This is a genomic window from Mycolicibacterium sp. 624, assembly GCF_040548615.1.
Classification (GTDB): Bacteria; Actinomycetota; Actinomycetes; order Mycobacteriales; family Mycobacteriaceae; genus Mycobacterium.
The window spans coordinates 16,565-34,657 of record NZ_JBEPRZ010000006.1 but is presented as its reverse complement, the minus strand read 5'-3'; the positions used below and the strand labels follow the sequence as shown (position 1 = coordinate 34,657).

19 protein-coding genes and 2 pseudogenes are annotated in these 18,093 nt (G+C 66.5%); 4 read left to right on the top strand and 17 right to left on the bottom strand.

Features of this window, described 5'->3' with window-relative positions; genetic code table 11:
* Window positions 1–27 precede the first annotated feature (27 nt).
* The 12 genes and pseudogenes from ABIA65_RS22520 to ABIA65_RS22465 all read right to left on the bottom strand — a co-directional run bounded on the left by ABIA65_RS22520 (window position 28) and on the right by ABIA65_RS22465 (window position 11,174).
* The gene (locus ABIA65_RS22520; protein ID WP_241399820.1) at window positions 28–327 is read right to left on the bottom strand and encodes an acylphosphatase; all 300 of its coding nucleotides are present in this window, start codon (window positions 325–327) and stop codon (window positions 28–30) included.
* Window positions 328–424: 97 nt separating this feature from the next.
* Window positions 425–826, bottom strand: a pseudogene (locus tag ABIA65_RS22515) (OsmC family protein); the annotation flags it as partial.
* 31 nt (window positions 827–857) lie between these two features.
* On the bottom strand, window positions 858–1,754 hold the full coding sequence (gene mutM / locus ABIA65_RS22510) for a bifunctional DNA-formamidopyrimidine glycosylase/DNA-(apurinic or apyrimidinic site) lyase (RefSeq protein ID WP_354524952.1): 897 nt from the start codon (window positions 1,752–1,754) through the stop codon (window positions 858–860).
* Entirely contained in the window at window positions 1,747–2,496 is a 750-nt protein-coding gene (rnc, locus tag ABIA65_RS22505; RefSeq protein WP_354524951.1) for a ribonuclease III, read from the bottom strand. The genes mutM and rnc overlap by 8 nt, the downstream gene beginning before the upstream one ends.
* Entirely contained in the window at window positions 2,493–3,095 is a 603-nt protein-coding gene (locus tag ABIA65_RS22500) for a YceD family protein (protein ID WP_241399826.1), read from the bottom strand. The genes rnc and ABIA65_RS22500 overlap by 4 nt, the downstream gene beginning before the upstream one ends.
* Before the next feature lie 86 nt (window positions 3,096–3,181).
* Complete coding sequence (gene sepIVA / locus ABIA65_RS22495; protein ID WP_241399827.1) at window positions 3,182–3,919, bottom strand: cell division protein SepIVA; 738 nt, start codon at window positions 3,917–3,919, stop codon at window positions 3,182–3,184.
* An 88-nt stretch (window positions 3,920–4,007) separates the two neighbouring features.
* A complete protein-coding gene (gene coaD / locus ABIA65_RS22490) occupies window positions 4,008–4,493 on the bottom strand; it encodes a pantetheine-phosphate adenylyltransferase (protein WP_241399828.1) in 486 nt (161 codons plus the stop codon).
* Window positions 4,494–4,504: 11 nt separating this feature from the next.
* Entirely contained in the window at window positions 4,505–5,071 is a 567-nt protein-coding gene (gene rsmD / locus ABIA65_RS22485; RefSeq protein WP_354525203.1) for a 16S rRNA (guanine(966)-N(2))-methyltransferase RsmD, read from the bottom strand.
* Entirely contained in the window at window positions 5,068–8,496 is a 3,429-nt protein-coding gene (locus ABIA65_RS22480) for a pyruvate carboxylase (RefSeq protein ID WP_354524950.1), read from the bottom strand. The genes rsmD and ABIA65_RS22480 overlap by 4 nt, the downstream gene beginning before the upstream one ends.
* A 52-nt stretch (window positions 8,497–8,548) precedes the next feature.
* On the bottom strand, window positions 8,549–9,181 hold the full coding sequence (locus ABIA65_RS22475; protein WP_354524949.1) for a vitamin K epoxide reductase family protein: 633 nt from the start codon (window positions 9,179–9,181) through the stop codon (window positions 8,549–8,551).
* Complete coding sequence (locus ABIA65_RS22470; RefSeq protein ID WP_354524948.1) at window positions 9,178–9,954, bottom strand: DsbA family protein; 777 nt, start codon at window positions 9,952–9,954, stop codon at window positions 9,178–9,180. The genes ABIA65_RS22475 and ABIA65_RS22470 overlap by 4 nt, the downstream gene beginning before the upstream one ends.
* 44 nt (window positions 9,955–9,998) lie before the next feature.
* Window positions 9,999–11,174, bottom strand: coding sequence for an alpha/beta hydrolase (locus tag ABIA65_RS22465; protein WP_502919610.1), 1,176 nt, complete (start codon window positions 11,172–11,174; stop codon window positions 9,999–10,001).
* Window positions 11,175–11,284: 110 nt separating this feature from the next.
* On the opposite strand from ABIA65_RS22465, the pseudogene ABIA65_RS22460 reads away from it, so the two are divergent.
* From ABIA65_RS22460 to ABIA65_RS22450, 3 genes and pseudogenes are all read left to right on the top strand, one after another.
* A pseudogene (locus tag ABIA65_RS22460) lies at window positions 11,285–11,631 on the top strand (aldo/keto reductase); the annotation flags it as partial.
* Between the two features lie 5 nt (window positions 11,632–11,636).
* Complete coding sequence (locus tag ABIA65_RS22455) at window positions 11,637–12,476, top strand: aldo/keto reductase (protein WP_241399836.1); 840 nt, start codon at window positions 11,637–11,639, stop codon at window positions 12,474–12,476.
* A 10-nt stretch (window positions 12,477–12,486) separates the two neighbouring features.
* Window positions 12,487–12,885 (top strand): DUF1622 domain-containing protein, encoded by a 399-nt coding sequence (locus ABIA65_RS22450; protein ID WP_241399838.1) that lies wholly within the window; start codon window positions 12,487–12,489, stop codon window positions 12,883–12,885.
* On the opposite strand, the gene ABIA65_RS22445 is transcribed toward ABIA65_RS22450, so the two are convergent.
* From ABIA65_RS22445 to ABIA65_RS22425, 5 genes are all read right to left on the bottom strand, one after another.
* Window positions 12,848–13,462, bottom strand: a complete 615-nt coding sequence (locus ABIA65_RS22445; protein ID WP_241399840.1) for a methyltransferase family protein — start codon at window positions 13,460–13,462, stop codon at window positions 12,848–12,850. The genes ABIA65_RS22450 and ABIA65_RS22445 overlap by 38 nt on opposite strands.
* 127 nt (window positions 13,463–13,589) lie before the next feature.
* Window positions 13,590–14,525: a CorA family divalent cation transporter gene (locus ABIA65_RS22440; RefSeq protein ID WP_241399841.1), complete on the bottom strand. Its 936-nt coding sequence runs from the start codon at window positions 14,523–14,525 to the stop codon at window positions 13,590–13,592.
* A 38-nt stretch (window positions 14,526–14,563) separates the two neighbouring features.
* Window positions 14,564–14,752 carry a hypothetical protein gene (locus tag ABIA65_RS22435; protein ID WP_241399843.1) on the bottom strand — a complete coding sequence of 63 codons (189 nt, stop codon included), beginning with the start codon at window positions 14,750–14,752 and terminating at the stop codon, window positions 14,564–14,566.
* Between the two features lie 395 nt (window positions 14,753–15,147).
* Window positions 15,148–15,975 (bottom strand): serine hydrolase, encoded by an 828-nt coding sequence (locus ABIA65_RS22430; RefSeq protein WP_241399844.1) that lies wholly within the window; start codon window positions 15,973–15,975, stop codon window positions 15,148–15,150.
* Between the two features lie 107 nt (window positions 15,976–16,082).
* Window positions 16,083–16,745 (bottom strand): DsbA family protein, encoded by a 663-nt coding sequence (locus tag ABIA65_RS22425; RefSeq protein WP_354524947.1) that lies wholly within the window; start codon window positions 16,743–16,745, stop codon window positions 16,083–16,085.
* A gap of 111 nt (window positions 16,746–16,856) precedes the next feature.
* Here ABIA65_RS22425 and ABIA65_RS22420 point away from each other — a divergent pair, with 111 nt between their 5' ends.
* Complete coding sequence (locus ABIA65_RS22420; protein ID WP_371747125.1) at window positions 16,857–18,089, top strand: L,D-transpeptidase; 1,233 nt, start codon at window positions 16,857–16,859, stop codon at window positions 18,087–18,089.
* Window positions 18,090–18,093: the final 4 nt, after the last annotated feature.

Below are 18,093 nucleotides of genomic sequence, written 5' to 3'. Positions count from 1 at the left end.
ATTACCTTTGGGCACAGCCCGCGCCCGTCATCTCTCGATGAAGCCCTCGAACCGCTCACCTGCGGCGGACCAGTCCGCGACGACAACATCCACGTGGCCAGGCGTGCCGCCGCCCTCCAGCAGGTCCAGCAGGCGGCGACAGTCCGATCGCGGGCCCCTGGCGACAACGTGCACACGACCGCCGGAACAGTTCGCGGCGAATCCGGTCAGTCCCAGCTCAAGTGCGCGCGACCTGGTCCACCAGCGGAAACCCACACCCTGCACGTGGCCGTGCACCCACGCGCTCAGCCGCACTACCTCGTCGGGATCGTCAGGCGCGGCGCTCATCGGAAGCTGCTTCTACTCGCGCAAGCGACTCATCGGAAGCTGATTCTCTTCGCGCAAGCGGCTCATCGGAAGCTGATTCTCTTCGCGCAAGCGGCTCATCGGCGACCTTGAAGCTCACCTCGGTGCCCGACTTCAGCGTGCGCCCCACGGTGCACACCTTGTCGATCGAGCGTTCGACGACGACCCTCAGCTTGGCCACCTCGGCGTCGCTGAGCCCCGACAGGTCGACCACGAGGGTCTCCTCGAGGTGCGGATAGCGCTCCTGCTCCCGGTCGGCGGGGCCGGATACCCGGATGGTGGTCTGGTAGTCGTCACCCAGCCTGGTCCGCAAGGGACTGTCGCTGGCCATCCCGCTGCATGCGGCCAACGCGATCTTGAGCAGCTCGCCGGGGGTGAAGACACCCTCGACATCCTCGGATCCGATCAGTACCTCGGCACCACGCGAGCTACGCCCGGTGTAGCGGCGCACCCCCGTCCGCTCGACCCACAGTTCGGTCATGTGTCTCCTCTGCTTGCGCACTGCTTGGTTGTCAACGACGGGGCCTCGGCTGGCGTGGTTTTGGTTGGCACTGCGGGCAGTAATACGACGATCGGTTCATGAACTTCTCGCGTCGTATCGCCGCACCGCACCGGTGACACGGCTCACCCTCGCGGCCGTACGCATCGAGTGACCGGTCGAAGTATCCCGACTCGCCGTTGACGTTGACATAGAGCGAGTCGAACGACGTGCCGCCCTGATCCAACGCGTCCCGCATGACGTCGGTGGCGTGGTCGAGGATCGCCGCCAGTTTCGGCTTGGTCAGCGTCTCGGCCAGACGCGCGCCGTTCACCTGCGCCCGCCACAGCGCCTCGTCGGCGTAGATGTTGCCGATTCCCGACACCACGGTCTGGTCGAGCAGCTGACGTTTGATCTCGGAGTGCTTGCGCCGCAACACCTTCACCACCGCGTCGCGGTCGAAGCGAGGGTCGAGCGGATCGCGCGCGATGTGCGCGACCGGCTCTGGGACCTCGGTACCGTCGACCGTGACGAGATCTGACAGCATCCACCCGCCGAACGTGCGCTGGTCGACGAAGCTGAGCGCGGTGCCGTCGTCGAGCAGGGTGGCGATGCGAAGGTGCTCGGTGCGCGTGACCGGCCCCAGCAGCATCTGCCCGCTCATCCCGAGATGCACCACGAGCGCCTCCCGTTCCTCTGCGCTTCGCCCGAGAGCCTCATCACCGTGGTTGAGAACGAGCCACAGGAACTTTCCGCGCCGCCCGGTCCCGACGATCTCGGCACCCAGCAGGCGTGCCGTCAGATCCGCGGGCCCCGCCTCGTGTCGCCGGACCGCGCGCAGGTGGTTGACCCGGACCGCCGCGATGCTGCGCCCGGTGACATGGGCGTCCAGGCCGCGCCGCACCACCTCGACCTCGGGCAGCTCAGGCATTGGCGGTGGGCGGTGGATCTGAATCCCCCGCCGCGTTTGAGTCCAACACAGTCTCGGAGTCCAACGCCGTCCACGCCTGCGCGGCCGCCTTGACCTCCGCCTCCTTCTTGGAGGTGCCGACGCCGCTGCCGTATTCCTGGCCGTTGACCAGGACTGAGGCGGTGAACACCCGGTCGTGGTCGGGTCCGTCGGAGGTGACGACGTACTTGGGCATGCCGAGTCCGCGCGCCACCGCGAGTTCCTGCAGGCTCGACTTCCACTCCAGGGCTGCACCGAGGGAGGGCGCCGTATCGAGCAGTTCACTGAAGAGGCGCAACACCACATCGCGCGACACGTCGAAGCCGTGTTGCAGGTAGACCGCCCCAAGCAGCGCCTCGACGCCGTCGGCCAGAATGCTGGCCTTATCGTGACCGCCCGTCACGACCTCGCCGCGGCCCAGCAGCAGGAATGAACCCAGCCCGGTGTCGGTGAGCCCGCGGCCCACATTGGCCAACGCCTGGGTGTTGACGATGCTGTTGCGCAGTTTGGCCAGTTCACCCTCGGGACTGTCGGGGTGGCGGTGGATGAGGATATCGGCGATGAGCAGCCCGAGGACCGCGTCACCGAGGAATTCCATGCGCTCGTTGGTGGGCAGGCCACCGTGCTCGAAGGCGTAGCTGCGGTGGGTCAGCGCCACCGTAAGGATGTCCTCGGGCAGATCCACGCCGAGCGCTTCGAGGAGCGGTGTCCGATCGGCCGTCACGCGCCGGCTCCGTCGTCCTCCGACGCCGACTTCCGCACATCGGGCAGCATCGCGGACAACTTGGCCCACCGTGGATCGATCTTGTCGTGGTGGTGGTCGGGTCCGGCGTCAGCCAGCGGCGTCCCGCAGTCGGGGCACAACCCTGGGCAGTCCGGCACGCACAGCGGCGTGAACGGCAGCGCGAGCCCGATGGCGTCGATTATCGGCTGCTCCAGGTCGACGGTGTCGTCGATGACGTGTCCGACCTCGTCGGCGTCGGTGGTCGCCTCCGTCACGCTGTCGGGATAGGCGTACAGCTCCGTCAGCTCGATCTCGACGTCCCCAGCGACCGGGGTCAGGCACCGGCCGCACTCGCCCGCTGTCGGTGCCGACACCGTGCCGGTGACCAGCACACCCTCCGATACCGACTCGAGCCTCAGATCCAGTTCGACGGGTGCATCGCGTTCAATCGCGATGAGCTGCATCCCAATGCGCGCTGGCGCGCCAACGGTCTCGTGAATCTCCTGCATCGATCCGGGGCGACGCCCCAGACCCAGAGTGTCGATGACGAACGGCGACCGAGGACCTCGCCGTGCTCTACGTCCAGTCGTGGCAGCCATGGCCGCAATCCTACGGCTATCGCTGGCCGCCCGAACCGCGCCTGACCTGCCCTTGATTTGCTCCTCGCGTCCGCTGCCGCCGACGGTCAGCGTTGTGCGTAGTCGTGAGTGCCCGCGGCGGTACGCAACTGGTGCCGTCCCCGACCCACCGAGCGCAGTGTGCCGTTGAGGTAGTCCTCGAACTCGGCGAGCTTGCTGTCGACGTAGATATCGCACTCGCCGCGCAGTCGGTCCGCTTCGGCGTGGGCGGTGTCGATGAGCCTGGTGGCCTCCAACGTGGCCGTCTGGACGATCTCGGTCTGGTGCACCAGGCGCTGCTGCTCCTTGATGCCCTCCTGAACGGCCTTCTCGTAGGACAGGTTGCCGTTCTCGATCAGGCGGTCGGCCTCGGACTTCGCGCGGCCGGTGCTGGCGTCGTACTCACGCTTGGCGGTCGCCGCGATGCGCTCGGCCTCAGCACGGGCCTCGCCGACCATCCGCTCGCTGTGCTGGCGGGCCTCTGCGACCATCCGGTCGGCCTGTCCCTTGGCATCGGCGAGCAGCCGGTCGGCCTCAGCGCGTGAGTGGTTGATCAGGGAGTCGGCCTCGGCGGTGGCGCTGTTCACCATGTTGTCGGCGTGTTCCTTGGCCTCGCGCAGCATGCCGTCGCGGGCGTCGAGGACGTCCTGGGCATCGTCGAGTTCACCGGGGATCGCGTCCTTGATGTCGTCGAGCAGCTCGAGGACATCACCGCGGGGCACCATGCAGCCGGCCGTCATCGGCACGCCACGAGCTTCCTCGACAATTGCCCCAAGCTCGTCGAGCGCTTCGAATACTCGGTACACGGCAACACCCTCCCAGGCGTAGTTGGTGATACCAGTGTGCCTGGTGTTACGCCTGTGACTCGGCTTTACCGTCGGTGTGTCGCGGTGTCTAACCGCTGCCGTCTGCGATCTTTGCTCGCAGACGGACGTTCACGGGCTCCGGCAGCAGTGCGGACACGTCACCGCCATACGTCGCGACCTCCTTGGCCAACGATGACGACACGAACGAGAACTGCGGCGTGGTCGCGACGAAGAAAGTGTCCACGCCCGCGACGTGCTTGTTCATCTGCGCCATCTGCAGCTCGTACTCGAAGTCGGTGCCGGTGCGCAGCCCCTTGACGATCGCCGTGAAACCGTGGTGTTTGACGAAGTCCACCACCAGGCCGGAACCGGACTCGACCCGCAGATTCGGCAGATGCACTGTCGACTCGCGGATGAGTTCGATGCGCTCATCGGCGCTGAACATGCCCTTCTTGTTGGGATTGACCAGCACGGCGACGATCACCTCGTCGAACTGGGCACACGCCCGCTCGAAGACGTCCACGTGACCGAGGGTCACCGGGTCGAAAGATCCTGGGCATACCGCGCCACTCATGGTGGTGGAGGCTACGCGTCGAACTCGCCGAACTCGACGCGGGTGTCGCCATAGCGTCGTTGCGGCCAGGCAGTCCACCTCTGGGGCCACTGCACGGGATCGGACGCGGCGGGCCTCTCGAGAACCACCACGGCGCCCGCGGTGACCCATCCCGCGCCCAGCGCAGCGATCACCGTCTCGACGTCTGACGTCGGCACCTCGTACGGCGGATCGGCGAACACGAGATCGACGGGACGGGTCGGGGCCGAGGCGAGCACCGCGTCGACCGACCCGCGCCGCACTGACGCGCCTCGGACACCGAGCGCGGACACATTCGCGGCGATCGCGTCTGCCGCGCGCCGATCGGACTCGACGAACACCGCCGACGCCGCGCCGCGTGACAACGCCTCGAGTCCGAGCGCGCCCGACCCCGCGTACAGGTCGAGTACGTGGCAACCGTCGAAGTCGAGCCGCGACGTCAGCACGTTGAACAACGACTCGCGGACCCGGTCGGTGGTGGGGCGGGTGCCCGACCCGGATCGCTGCTGCGGCACCGTGATCCGTCTGCCGCCGAACTCGCCGCCGATGATACGGGTCAGTGTGATCCCCCGGTCGCTGCGCTCCTGCCCGCCGAACCGACCACCACCAGCAGGTCACCGCCCTCGACCTGCGCGGTGGCCGAGACCGCGATGCGGTCGACGGTGCCCGCCTTTGGCGCGGTGATGGCGGCCTCCATCTTCATCGCCTCGATCGTGGCGATGGTCTGTCCGGCGGACACCGTGTCACCGACGGCCACACCGACGGTGATAACTCCGGCAAACGGGGCTGCGATGTGGTCGGGGTTGGTCTTGTCGGCCTTCTCGGCGACCGGGATGTCGGTGGCGATGCTGCGATCGCGGACCAGCACTGGGCGCAGCTGACCATTGAGCAGGCACAGCACCGTGCGCATACCGCGTTCATCGGCATCGGACACCGCTTCCAGGCCGATCAGCAGTTCGACGCCGCGTTCCAGCACCACGCGGTGTTCCTCACCCTGGCGCAGCCCGTAGAAGAACTGGTTCGCCGACAGTCGCGAGGTGTCACCGTAGAGCTCGCGGTGGGTTTCGTATTCCTTGGTCGGGCCGGGGAACAGCAACCGGTTCAGCACCTCTTGCCGGTGCCGGCCCCCGGTGCCAAGCGCCACCTCGTCCTCGGCAGCCAGCGGGGTCTCCGGTTTCGCCGGGGCGCGACCCGCAAGTGCCTTGGTGCGCAACGGTTCCGGCCAGCCTCCTGGCGGGTCCCCCAATTCACCGCGCAGGAACCCGATCACGCTGTCGGGGATGTCGACGCGCCCCGGATCCGCGGCGAACTCGTCTGCGGTGATCCCGGCACCGACCAGTGTCAGCGCGAGATCGCCGACCACCTTCGAAGACGGGGTGACCTTGACCAGCCGGCCAAGCACCCGATCGGCGGCGGCGTAGTTGGTCTCGATCTCCTCGAACCTGTCGCCGAGCCCGAGCGCGACGGCCTGCGTGCGCAGGTTGGAGAGCTGCCCGCCGGGGATCTCGTGGGAGTACACCCGCCCGGTCGGGGCAGGCAGCCCGGCCTCGAACGGCGCGTACACCTTGCGCAGCGCCTCCCAGTACGGTTCCAGGTCACACACCGCGTTCAGATCCAGGCCGGTGTCGAAGGCGGTATGCGCGGTCGCGGCCACGATCGCCGACAGCGCGGGTTGACTCGTGGTGCCCGCCAGCGGCGCCGATGCCCCGTCGACGGCGCTGGCGCCGGCGGTCCACGCCGCCAGGTAGGTGGCCAGCTGCCCGCCCGGGGTGTCGTGGGTGTGCACATGGATGGGCAGGTCGAACCGTGACCGCAGCGCACCGACCAGGGCGGTGGCCGCCTGCGGGCGCAGCAGCCCGGCCATGTCCTTGATGGCCAGCACGTGCGCGCCTGCGTCGACGATCTGCTCGGCGAGCTTGAGGTAGTAGTCCAGGGTGTAGAGGTTCTCGGCGGGGTTGGACAGGTCGCCGGTGTAGGACATGGCGACCTCGGCGACCGAGGTGCCGGTCTCGCGAACCGCGTCGATTGCCGGGCGCATCGACTCGACGTTGTTGAGCGCGTCGAAGATTCGGTAGATGTCGATACCCGTTGCGGTGGCCTCAGCCACGAACGCCTTGGTCACCGTCTCCGGGTACGGGGTGTAGCCGACGGTGTTGCGTCCCCGCAGCAGCATCTGCAGGCAGATGTTGGGCATCGCCTCGCGCAGCGCGGCCAGCCGGTCCCACGGGTCCTCCTTGAGGAAGCGAAGCGCCACATCGTAAGTCGCTCCGCCCCAGCACTCCACCGACAGCAGCTGCGGTGTCATCCTGGCGATGTGGGGCGCCACCAGGAGCAGACCGTTGGAGCGCACTCGGGTGGCCAGCAGCGACTGGTGTGCATCACGGAATGTGGTGTCGGTGACGCCCAGTGCCGGGGAGTCCCGCAGCCAGGTCGCAAAACCCTCCGGGCCCAGTTCGGTGAGCCGCTGCTTGCTGCCCGCGGGTGGCGGCGTCTTGAGGTCCAGCGGCGGCAGCTTGTCATGCGGGTACACCGCTGCCTGCCGCTCACCGTGCGGCTTGTTGACCGTCACGTCGGCCAGGTAGTTGAGGATGCGCGAACCGCGGTCAGCCGGCGTGTGTGCCGTCAGCAGCTGCGGTCGGTCATCGATGAACGAGGTGGTGACGCGGCCCGCCTCGAAGTCGGGGTCGTCCAGAACCGCTTGCAGGAACGGGATGTTCGTCGACACCCCGCGGATGCGGAACTCTGCCAGTGCACGGCGCGCCCGGGTGGCGGCCGATGCGAAATCACGGCCCCGACAGGTCAGCTTGACCAGCATCGAGTCGAAGTGGGGACTGATCTCCGCGCCGAGATGCGTGCCGCCGTCGAGCCGGATACCCGCCCCTCCCGGGGATCGGTAGCCGGTGATGCGTCCGGTGTCGGGCCTGAATCCGTTGGCCGGGTCCTCGGTGGTGATGCGGCACTGCATTGCCGCGCCACGGATGTGCACCGACTCCTGGCTCAGCCCGAGATCGGCCAGCGACTCCCCCGCCGCGATCCGCAGCTGGCTGGAGACCAGGTCGACGTCGGTGATCTCCTCGGTCACGGTGTGCTCGACCTGGATGCGCGGATTGCACTCGATGAAGACGTGATGGCCGCGCTCATCGAGCAGGAACTCGATGGTGCCTGCGCACGTGTAGTTGATCTGACGGGCGAACGCCACCGCGTCGGCACAGATCTTCTCGCGCACCGCCGGATCCAGGTTCGGCGCCGGCGCCAGCTCGATGACCTTCTGATGGCGGCGCTGCACGCTGCAGTCCCGCTCGAACAGGTGGATGACGTTGCCGTGCGTGTCGGCGAGGATCTGCACCTCTATATGGCGCGGGTTGATCACCGCCTGTTCCAGGTACACCGTCGGATCACCGAACGCCGACTCGGCCTCCCGGCTTGCCGCCTCGATCGCCTCGGCCAGCCCCGAGGCGTCCGCGACGCGGCGCATCCCGCGGCCGCCACCGCCGGACACTGCCTTGACGAACAACGGAAAAGTCATCTCCGTAGAGTTCTCAGCCGCGGCAAGCAGCTCCTCAACCGATGCCGACGGCTCCGAGGACGCCAGGACCGGCAGGCCCGCGGCCCGCGCCTCGGCAATCGCGCGCGCCTTGTTGCCGGTCAACTCCAGAACATCGGCACGGGGCCCGACGAATGTGATTCCCTCGGCCGCGCACGCCGCCGCCAGCTCCGGATTCTCGGACAGGAAGCCATAACCGGGATACACCGCGTCCGCACCGGCGTGCTTGGCGACTCGGATGATCTCGGAGACTGACAGGTAGGCCCGTACCGGATGGCCGGGCTCGCCGATCTGATAGGACTCGTCGGCCTTCAGTCGATGCAGCGAGTTGCGGTCCTCATACGGATACACCGCAACCGTGGCGATGTTCATTTCGTAGGCCGCCCGGAACGAGCGAACCGCGATCTCGCCGCGGTTAGCCACCAGGAGTTTTGAAATCACGAGGTCACCCTAACTTCGCCGGTGTTACCCGGGGGTTACATGCGGATGGGCGCTACAGCAGTGTGGACCAGTAACTCCAGAATCGCACCAGGATCATCAGGAAGATTGCGGTGAACCACAGCGCCACCAACGACCAGCGCCACTGCGCAACGAAGCCCGCGATGCGATTGCCGGACGATGATGCAAAGGCGATTGAGGACGTCACGACGAGCAGCGGAATGGTCACGGCCCACACCACCATGCAGTAGGGGCACAGCGCGCCGATGTGATAGAGGCTCTGCACGATCAACCAGTGCACGAAAACCGTGCCGAGCAGCGTTCCCGCCGCAAGGCCTGCCCAATACCACCGCGGCAGTGGCACTTTGGCCAACGCAAGCACACCCGTGACGAGAACGACGCTGAACGCGACGATCCCGATCAGCGAGTTGGGGAAGCCGAAGGCCGAGGCCTGCGGGGTGACCATCACCGAGCCGCAGGACAGCACCGGGTTGATGCTGCACGACGGCACGTAGGCCGGGTTGATCAGGAGTTCGACCTTCTCGATCGTCAACACCAGCGACGCGGCGAGACCGAGCACGCCTGCGATGAGGACCCACACCGCGCTTGCGGTGCGCACGCGCGCCGTGGCCCCGGCGGACGCCGACGGTTCGGCGACGGGAGCGGAATCTGGCGCGGTGGTGGTCACGGCGCCGCGGGTGCCTGACCGGGCAGCGGCGCGGCCGGAACGGCGGTCATACCGGGCAGGTCACCGACCGTCTCCTTGACCTTGGCGACCAGTGCGTCGGGCGTCGAGTACTTGTAGTCCTCACCGTTGATCCGGATGGTCGGGGTTCCGGTGACTCCGGTCGCCTTGGCCAGGCCGCCCACCATGTCGAGGTAGCGCCCACTGTTGATGCAGGCCGGGACCGAACCCGCCGCACCGGCTTGACGGGCGGTCTCGATCAACTGCTCATCGGTGGGGAATGAGGTTCCGACTTCGCTGGGCTGCTGCGCGTACAGCGCGGCGTGGAAGCGGCGGAAGGCCTCCTTCGACTCGTCGGCGACGCAGTACGCCGCGGCGCCGGCGCGCGACGAGTAGTTCTTGTTCGCCGCTCGGTCCAGGATCGCCACCATGTAGTAATCCGCCGCAATGGCCCCACTGTCGATCAGAGCGCTGACCGTCGGGCCGAACCGCTGCTCGAATGCGCCACACGCCGGGCAGAGGAAGTCCTCGTAAAGACCCAGCACGACCTTCGGTTCGTCGGTGCCCTCCTTGGTGACCAACTTGCTGGAGGTCACGCGGATCGACTGCCCCTCGTCGGCCGACGGCTTGGTCTCGCCGGACAACACGATGTAGAGGACGAGAGCGACCGCGAAGATCACGACGACCGCGGTGAGCCCGATCTGGATCAGCAGATTGCGCTTGCGATCCGCAGCCTTGAGGTCGTAGCTCTGGGGCTTCTTGGGTTTGGTGGCCACGGGACAAGAGTACCGGCGAGCTCAGTGCGCTCCGAAACCCCCACTCAGCAGCGGCAGAGGTGCGCCTTGAGCGCCGAGACCATGTCCGCGGTGGCGATCGCGCTGCCGCCGCCGAGTGCGGAGAAATTCGTGAACGCGTGCACCATCGACCCGTATTGACGGTGATCGACCGCCACCCCGGCCGCCGTCAGCGCCTCGGCGTACAGGTTTCCCTCGTCCCGAAGCGGGTCGAAGCCCGCGGTCAGTACGAGCGCGGGCGGCAGGCCCGCGAGATCGTCGGCCAGCAGCGGCGAGATCCGCGGGTCCGAGACCTCGATCGGTGCCCCGTTCAGATAGCTGTCCCTGAACCAGTCCATGTGGGCCTTGGTCAGGAAGAAGCCGTCGGCGAACAGCGCCTTGGAGCGGGTTTCGCTCGCGAAGTTCGTGACGGGATAGATGAGCAGCTGCAGGGCGGGCAGCGGCACTCCCCGGTCCCGGTCGTCGCGCGCGAGGTGCGACACCACGGTGGCGAGGTTCCCGCCCGCGCTATCGCCGCCGACGGCCACCCGCTGCGGGTCTGCGCCCAGCTCCGCAGCGTGTTCAACGGCCCAGCGGTAGGCGGCGTAGCAGTCCTCGATGGCGGCCGGTGCCTTGTGCTCGGGCGCGAGGCGGTAGTCGAGCGCCAGGACGTGGATTCCCGCGTCACGGCAGATAAGTCGGCACAGTCCGTCGTGGGTCTCGAGGTCGCCGACCACGAAGCCGCCGCCGTGGAAGAAGACCAGCAGCGGTTCTGACCGGGTGGGGCCGCCAGGGCTGCCGACCGGAGCGTCATTCACAGGCGTGTAGTGCCGGGCCCGCATTGCCCCCGCCGGACCGGGTATCGAGAGGTTCCGCACCCCCACCGCCACACTGGAGTCGACGAGCGCGGCGAGTTTGCGCAGTTGGGCGCGTGCCACCGCCAGGTCGTCGCTGGCCACCAGGCCACCGACTCCAGAAGCCCGCTGCACGGCGAGCACCAACTGCAGCGTGGTGTCGAGGGTGTTGCCGTCCACGGTGACGGCACGTCCCCCAAGCATCAGCCGCTTGACCCGATCCGGGAGCCGCTTGAGCACCGGCAGCATGACACCGCTGGCCGCGTTCACGGCGGCCAGCTTGGCCCGTCCGGGCCGACCCGCACCGGGATCGGCGACAGGCGCAGGCACTCTCCCGGGTTGGCTTGCTGCTGGCTGACTCGACGTCATGGTTGATCCCTCGACTCCCTCGGTCACGCTCAACGACGGTAATTCGATCCCCGCCATCGGGCGGGTTTTTGGCGGACACCTCGCGGGGGTGCCAACCGCGCCACCGCGCCAGCAACTTCAGCCCCGAGCATCCGCACAGGGCCGATCGACGCCGAGGATATCGCCCGGCCATCAATCAGGTTGAGCTGCACCCACTTCTGCTGCGATGCGCAAAACGCCACGCGCATGCCTGCCTCGGCGTGGCTACCACACCAAAACCCCAGCACAGGTCATGATTAGGTGGGGTAACCAGCTCGGTAATATCGTCATTCTGAAATCGGTGAACCCCGACAGGATTGTGAGTGACTTCGACGTGTTCGACTTTGAGCGAAGCGAGCAGGGCATATCGTCCATCGCGGCGCTGGAGGACGGCACTCGACAGGGGCCCGATCCGCGAACCTTCAACTTCACAGGCTAGGTGACATGAGCTCGGCGGCATCCATCCCCAACGTCTCACTCAATGACGAGAACACGATCCCCGTGCTCGGCATCGGCGTGGGTGAACTGTCCGAGGCGCAGACCGAGCAGGCGGTGTCCGCGGCGCTGGAGATCGGCGTCCGGTTGATCGACACCGCCGCCGCGTACGGCAACGAAGCGGCCGTGGGCCGTGCCATCGCCGCCTCGGGTGTCCCGCGCGCCGAGATCTTCGTCACCACGAAGCTCGCCACTGAGAACCAGGGCTTCAAGTCGTCACGCGACGCGTGCGAGGCAAGCGTGGAACGCCTGGGCCTGGACTACGTCGACCTGTACCTCATTCACTGGCCGGCCGGCGATCCCGGCAAGTACGTCGACAGCTGGGGCGGAATGATGAAGGCCCGCGAGGTCGGCCACACCAGGTCGATTGGCGTGGCCAACTTCACGCCCGAGGATCTCTCCAACGTCATCGACCTGTCGTTCTTCGTCCCCGCGGTGAACCAGATCGAGCTGCATCCGCTGCTGAATCAGGCGGACCTGCGTGCGGTCAACGCCGAGCACGGCATCGTCACCGAGGCCTACGGGCCGCTCGGGGTCGGCAGGCTGGTGGAGAACCCCACGGTGGTCTCGGTCGCCGGCGAGTACGGCAAGACGCCTGCGCAGACCCTGATCCGCTGGAGCATCCAGCTGGGCAACGTGGTGATCCCCCGTTCCTCCAAGCCCGAGCGCATCGCGGAGAACGTCGACGTGTTCGACTTCGAGCTGTCGGCGTCGCATATGGAGGCCCTCAACGCACTCGATGACGGCACCCGGTTCCGGCCGGACCCCGAGACCTACACCGGCACCTAGGGGTTTGACGATGTCGGTCGCTGAGTTCATCGAGGTGACCGGCACGGCCATTGACGCCATCGGTGTCGCCGTCATCGCGGTCGGTGCCATCGTCGCGCTCGCGCTGACGTGGGTGCGTAGGCACCGTGTCGATGCCTACGAGTACTTCCGGCGACAGCTCGGCCGGGCGATCCTGCTGGGCCTGGAGTTTCTGGTGGCCGCCGACATCATCCGGACCGTGGCGGCCCCCGACGCACAGAGCGTCGCCGTGCTGGCGGGCATCGTGCTCATCCGAACATTCCTGAGCTTCTCGCTGCAATTGGAGATGACGGGAACGTGGCCGTGGCAGAAGCGGCCCTCGGACAAAACGGGCACCGACACAGCCGCGACGGTCAAGCCTGTGCAGACACCCGTCCAACACCTGGAATGAAGCGTCCCACTCGCGCCACGTAGTCGCCGTAGCGCTGTCCGTGTGTGGCGCGCAGATATGGCTCCTCGACCGTGCGCACCTGCACCTCGATGGCCAGGAGCAACAGGCCGAAACCCGCCAGTGCCAGCGCATTCGGGGCCATGAGTGTCACGCCGCCGCCGAACACCAGCATGGCGGTGAAGATGGGGTTGCGAACGATCGTGAACACTCCGCGCTCAACCAACTGGGTCGTCTCACCGCGATCGACACCAATGCGCCACGAGTCACCCATTGACTCCTGCGCCCACAGCGTCGCCGCGATACCCAGAATCGCCGCGGCCCCACCCACCAGGCCCACGGCGCGATGATCGAGAACGGCGACCGGGGCCAGGACTCCCGTCAGTTGGAGGACCGGCGCCAGCACGCCGATCGCCATCGCTGCGACGAACCCCACCCCTGCCAGCCATTCCAATGATCCTGGCCTGCCATGGATCCCGCGCATCCCGGTCGATCCGGTGCGGCGCCACTGCCGATAGCTCCGCCACCCGAAGCCGAGGATGACGAACACCCCGTAGAGCGTCAGCGCTGCAATCTCCATGACATGGCCGCCTTTCCGTGTCAGCCAAGGAACCAGACGCGACTCACAATACATAGCAACATGCGCATGTATCTATGCAAAGGCAATCTGGCGACGCGTCAAGCACTGACAGACCGGCCGGACGGGATCATCGCAGCCACCCCTTCTGCTTGATGTAGGCCAGTGGAATCAACGCCGCGACAAGCGTCATCAGCGTCGTCGCGAGGAACCCGTGCTCCCATTCCAGTTCCGGCATCCACGTGAAGTTCATGCCGTAAAAGGTGGCGATCAGCGTGGGCGGCAGAAACACCGCGGTGATGATGGTGAAAACCTTCACGATCTGGTTCTGCTTGACGTTGAGCCAGGTCATCACGGACTGCTGCAGATAGCGCAGCTTGTCATGCTCGAAACTGGCGTGCTGTTTCACTCCGTCGATGTCGGCGATCAGGATGTTGATCAGATCATCGAGATCGCTTGTATTTCCCGGTGTTTCAGCGATCAAGTGGCGGGCGGCCCGGGCCAGCGACAATTGCGTCTCCTGTGTGCGTGACACGATCTCCTCGGCGCCGTTCATCCGCGCCATCGTGTCGCGCATGTCCATCACGCCAATCTCACGCCCGCGGCCGTCATGGCCCTGGGTCGCAAACTCGATATCGTCGTTCATCGCCTCGACCGCGTCGCTTGCGTAGTCGATGACCCGCTCAGACGCCTCATTGAGCGCCCACAACAACGCGTACATCACCCCATGCGGGGAGCCCGTCAGATCTGGGGTGCGCCGCATCTTGGCGATGGCCTTGTCGAACGGCGTGAAGTGGCCCTCAGGCTGCAGGGTCACCACAACGTCAGCGCCGAGGGCGAACACGATCGTGGCGCGGTCGATGGTGTCGCCGCGTTTGAAGTTCACCACAACCGGCAGGTAGATGAAGTTGTCGGTCTCCCAGACTCGGCTCCGTGCCGCTGCGAAGTCGACGCCAAGACGCCCGCGCAGTTCTGCTGCCGCGTCCGCATCGGATGTCGGCAACTGGATCCAGACCCGCCGCAGCACGTCGGTGTCGAATCGGTCGGTGGTCACTGGTGTTTGCATGAGATGTCCTCCGAAGGTGTGGCGGCGCGATCGGCCGCCTACTGGCCGTATGTCGAGTGCGCCGGTGAGTTCGACGACGAGCCGACCTCGCGCTGCGGGTGGGCGTAGTGCATCGCGAGCAGTCCGGCACTGATGAGCAGATACAACGCGACCGTGAACCAGATCGCCTGCCGTTCCAGATTCGGCGCCCGACGGGTGGTTTCGGACCGCTTGGTCAACGTGGGCATGGCGATGCTCCAATCATGTTGAGGTTAGACAGATTTCGCCCGAACCCGGGCGTGTGCGAGCACAGGTCAGGGGTGCGCCGACCGCACCGGTCGAGGCATGTGTGATGACGCCGCAACATCCCCCATTGGTTCGGGGGTGCGGCTGGAGATCAGATGAGTCCGAGGGGCGATCGACATGTGTCGATCGACGCCTAGGCCAAGGTCAGCGTGGACCCGGACGGGTGGATTCCGCGAGGGAGGCCCCACTCCGTCCGTTGATACTGTCGTCCGGCATGTGCCGCTCACCTCGCTCTCATCGTGCAACCCGCTGCTACCGCAGGACCTCTGCGCGCTGACCATTAGAAGCCCGCGGCCCGTGAAAAGTCAATCAGAACCCCGACGTACGGCTCGCGGCACTAACCTCGCGCGAGCAGTATTCGGCTGAGTTGCGTCGTGGTGGTGACACCGTCGTCATAGCCACCCTCATCGCCTAGCGCATTCATGACGGCCAAGGTGTAGCGCTGGGCGGGCCCGGCGAAGCCCACGGTGTTGACCACCCAACCACCCTCCTCCTGCGACCACCCGTTCTTGTTGCCCGGCGCCATCGCAGCGCCTGCGCCCCAGACTCCCCACTGCTGCTGACCGTCGACTCGCTGCATCTCCGCCACCACCGCGGCGGCGTCGGCCGGCGCCAAACCGGTCAACACGTAGTTCATCAGCCCATCGAAGTCATCGGCCGTGGCCTTCTGAAAGCCCCAATATGGGAACACGTCGCCAAATCCGGGCACAGGGCGCACATTTGGCATCCCATAGCGCGGGAAGTTCGCGTTGAACACACCATCGGTTCCGCCGTAGCGCGCCCACAGCGTGTCAGTTGCCGCGTTATCCGATTTCTGCAGCATCGCGACCATGAGGCGTCGGTCGGCGTCACTGAGCCGAATCGCACCGGCCCGCTCACGCGTGAGCAGGTCGGCGACCATCGCCAGCTTGATAGTCGATGCCGTCCAGATCGGAGTGGCGGCATGAGCGCTGCGGTACTTGGCACCCGTCACTCGATCGCGCAACACGAATCCAACGGTGCCGGGCCGCGTCGCGACGTACTGCTCGGCCTCCGCGATGCGCTCGCGCAACCCACACTGGGTGTCGGAGGCAGCACATGCCGCGGTCGCGACGGGTTGCACTGTCGCACTGCCGATCAGCAGCACCACAACGCTGGAAAGCACTGCGAGCACACGCACGAGCATTGGCTGGCACCCCACTTCGGCTGCGACACCGCGCGAATCCACGGGCCTACCACGTAGTCGTAGCACGGTAGTCGCTGCACGAGACTGTTCGATGACGCGTGTCGACGTTATTGAAGCGCGTTCTCAATCGCATTGCGGAGATCGTCCGGACTCTGCACCGGCACCTGATCGCCGTTGACGAAGAACGTCGGGGTGCCCTGGACGCCGAGCGCCTCGCCGTCATTGACGTCCAGGCGGATGCGCTGCAGTGTGGCGGGGTCGTTGTACGCCGCATCGAACGCCGCCATGTCCAGGCCCAGTTCTGATGCGAAGCCGCGGAACACGTCGTCGGCAGGCGTGCGCTTCTCCCCCCACTGCGCCTGAGTCTCATACATCTTGTGATACATGGGCTCGAGCTGCCCCTGCTGCGCGGCGGCCTCCACCGCTCGCGCGGCGCGCTCGCCGTTGAAGTGCCCACCCAGCGGGAAGTAGCGCAGGACGAACTCGACGCGATCGCCGTACTCGGCGCGCAGCTGTTCGACGAGTGGGTATGCCGCCCGGCATCCCTCGCACTCGAAGTCCAGGAACTCGACGAACGTCACGGCAGCGTCGGGAGCGTCGTTCAGTCGATGACTGTTCTCACGGACCACCTGCCCGGGGGCCGAGTCCGCCGACGGCTCGCCGGCCGTATCGGAATCGCCTCGACTCACGAGGAGGAAGACCGTGATTGCGGCGATGACGGCGATCGCGACCACTGTCAGCAGCGTCCGGCCGGTACGTGTTCGCAGCAAGAGTTCTCTCCCAAGCTCATGTCTGTGTGCAGTGCGCCGGACCTGCATCTACGTAGTGACTACGTAGGATGGTAGCGCAACTGATGTTCGGCGAGCGACGGGATGACTCTCATGAGGCTTGGCCACCCCTCGGCGATCCGGCGCCGACGCGGGATCTGGTGGACGACGGCGGCACTGATGACGATCACCGTCGTGGTGCTTGGCCTGAATTCGTGCGGAACCGCTACGCCCCCGCCGCCGTCGGAACCCCAGTCGATCATCGACAAGGGCACCCCCTACGACGATCTACTCATCCCCGAGTTGCAGACGTCGGTCACCGACGGTGCCATCGGTGTCCCCGTCGAGTCGCCAGTCACCGTCAGCGCAGGCGGGGGTGTGCTGGGCGCAGTGAGCCTCGTCAACGAGGAGGGCCGCGAGGTCAGGGGCGAGCTGAGCGCCGACGGCGTCACGTGGCGCTCCGCGGAACCGCTTGGCTACAACCGGGAGTACACCCTGAACGCCGAGGCGTCGGGTCTGGGCGGTGTGACTCACACCAGCGCCACGTTCGAGACGCATTCGCCGGAGAACCTGACCATGCCCTACGTGGTTCCCACCGACGGTGCGGTCGTCGGCGTCGGACAGCCCATCGCGGTGCGCTTCGACGAGAACATCCCCGACCGCCTCGCAGCCCAGCAGGCGATCACGGTCACGACCACGCCTGAGGTCGAAGGTGCCTTCTACTGGCTGAACAACCGCGAAGTCCGCTGGCGCCCAGCGCAGTACTGGAAGCCCGGAACAACAGTCGAGGTTGCGGTGAAGACATATGGCGCTCATCTCGGTGACGGCCTATTCGGTCAGGACGACGTCGCGAGCCGCTTCACGATCGGCGATGAGGTCATCGCGACCGCCGACGACGCCACCAAGACAATGACCGTCCGAGTGAATGGGGACGTGGTCAAGCAGATGCCAATCTCGATGGGCAAGAACAAGACCCCCACCGATAACGGCACCTACATCATCGGCGACCGGTCCTCGTTCCTCGTCATGGACTCCTCGACCTACGGCGTGCCGGTGAACTCCCCCGATGGATACCGCACCGAGGTCAACTGGGCCACCCAGATGTCCTACAGCGGGATCTATGTCCACTCAGCGCCATGGTCGGTCGGCAGCCAGGGTCGTGCCAACGTCAGCCACGGATGCCTCAACGTCAGTCCCGATAACGCCCGGTGGTTCTTCGACAACACCAGACGCGGTGACATCGTCGAGGTCATCAACACCGTCGGGTCCACCCTGTCCGGAACCGACGGCCTCGGCGACTGGAACATCCCGTGGGAGCAGTGGCGCAAGGGCAACGCCACGGTGTAGCGAG

What these genes read in the sequence shown, in the direction of transcription:
- ABIA65_RS22520 (WP_241399820.1), bottom strand. Translation starts at nt 327, where the DNA reads ATGAGCGCCGCGCCTGACGATCCCGACGAGGTAGTGCGGCTGAGCGCG.
- mutM (WP_354524952.1), bottom strand. Translation starts at nt 1,754, where the DNA reads ATGCCTGAGCTGCCCGAGGTCGAGGTGGTGCGGCGCGGCCTGGACGCC.
- ABIA65_RS22500 (WP_241399826.1), bottom strand. Translation starts at nt 3,095, where the DNA reads ATGGCTGCCACGACTGGACGTAGAGCACGGCGAGGTCCTCGGTCGCCG.
- coaD (WP_241399828.1), bottom strand. Translation starts at nt 4,493, where the DNA reads ATGAGTGGCGCGGTATGCCCAGGATCTTTCGACCCGGTGACCCTCGGT.
- ABIA65_RS22465 (WP_502919610.1), bottom strand. Translation starts at nt 11,174, where the DNA reads ATGACGTCGAGTCAGCCAGCAGCAAGCCAACCCGGGAGAGTGCCTGCG.
- ABIA65_RS22455 (WP_241399836.1), top strand. Translation starts at nt 11,637, where the DNA reads ATGAGCTCGGCGGCATCCATCCCCAACGTCTCACTCAATGACGAGAAC.
- ABIA65_RS22450 (WP_241399838.1), top strand. Translation starts at nt 12,487, where the DNA reads ATGTCGGTCGCTGAGTTCATCGAGGTGACCGGCACGGCCATTGACGCC.
- ABIA65_RS22445 (WP_241399840.1), bottom strand. Translation starts at nt 13,462, where the DNA reads ATGGAGATTGCAGCGCTGACGCTCTACGGGGTGTTCGTCATCCTCGGC.
- ABIA65_RS22440 (WP_241399841.1), bottom strand. Translation starts at nt 14,525, where the DNA reads ATGCAAACACCAGTGACCACCGACCGATTCGACACCGACGTGCTGCGG.
- ABIA65_RS22435 (WP_241399843.1), bottom strand. Translation starts at nt 14,752, where the DNA reads ATGCCCACGTTGACCAAGCGGTCCGAAACCACCCGTCGGGCGCCGAAT.
- ABIA65_RS22430 (WP_241399844.1), bottom strand. Translation starts at nt 15,975, where the DNA reads ATGCTCGTGCGTGTGCTCGCAGTGCTTTCCAGCGTTGTGGTGCTGCTG.
- ABIA65_RS22420 (WP_371747125.1), top strand. Translation starts at nt 16,857, where the DNA reads ATGAGGCTTGGCCACCCCTCGGCGATCCGGCGCCGACGCGGGATCTGG.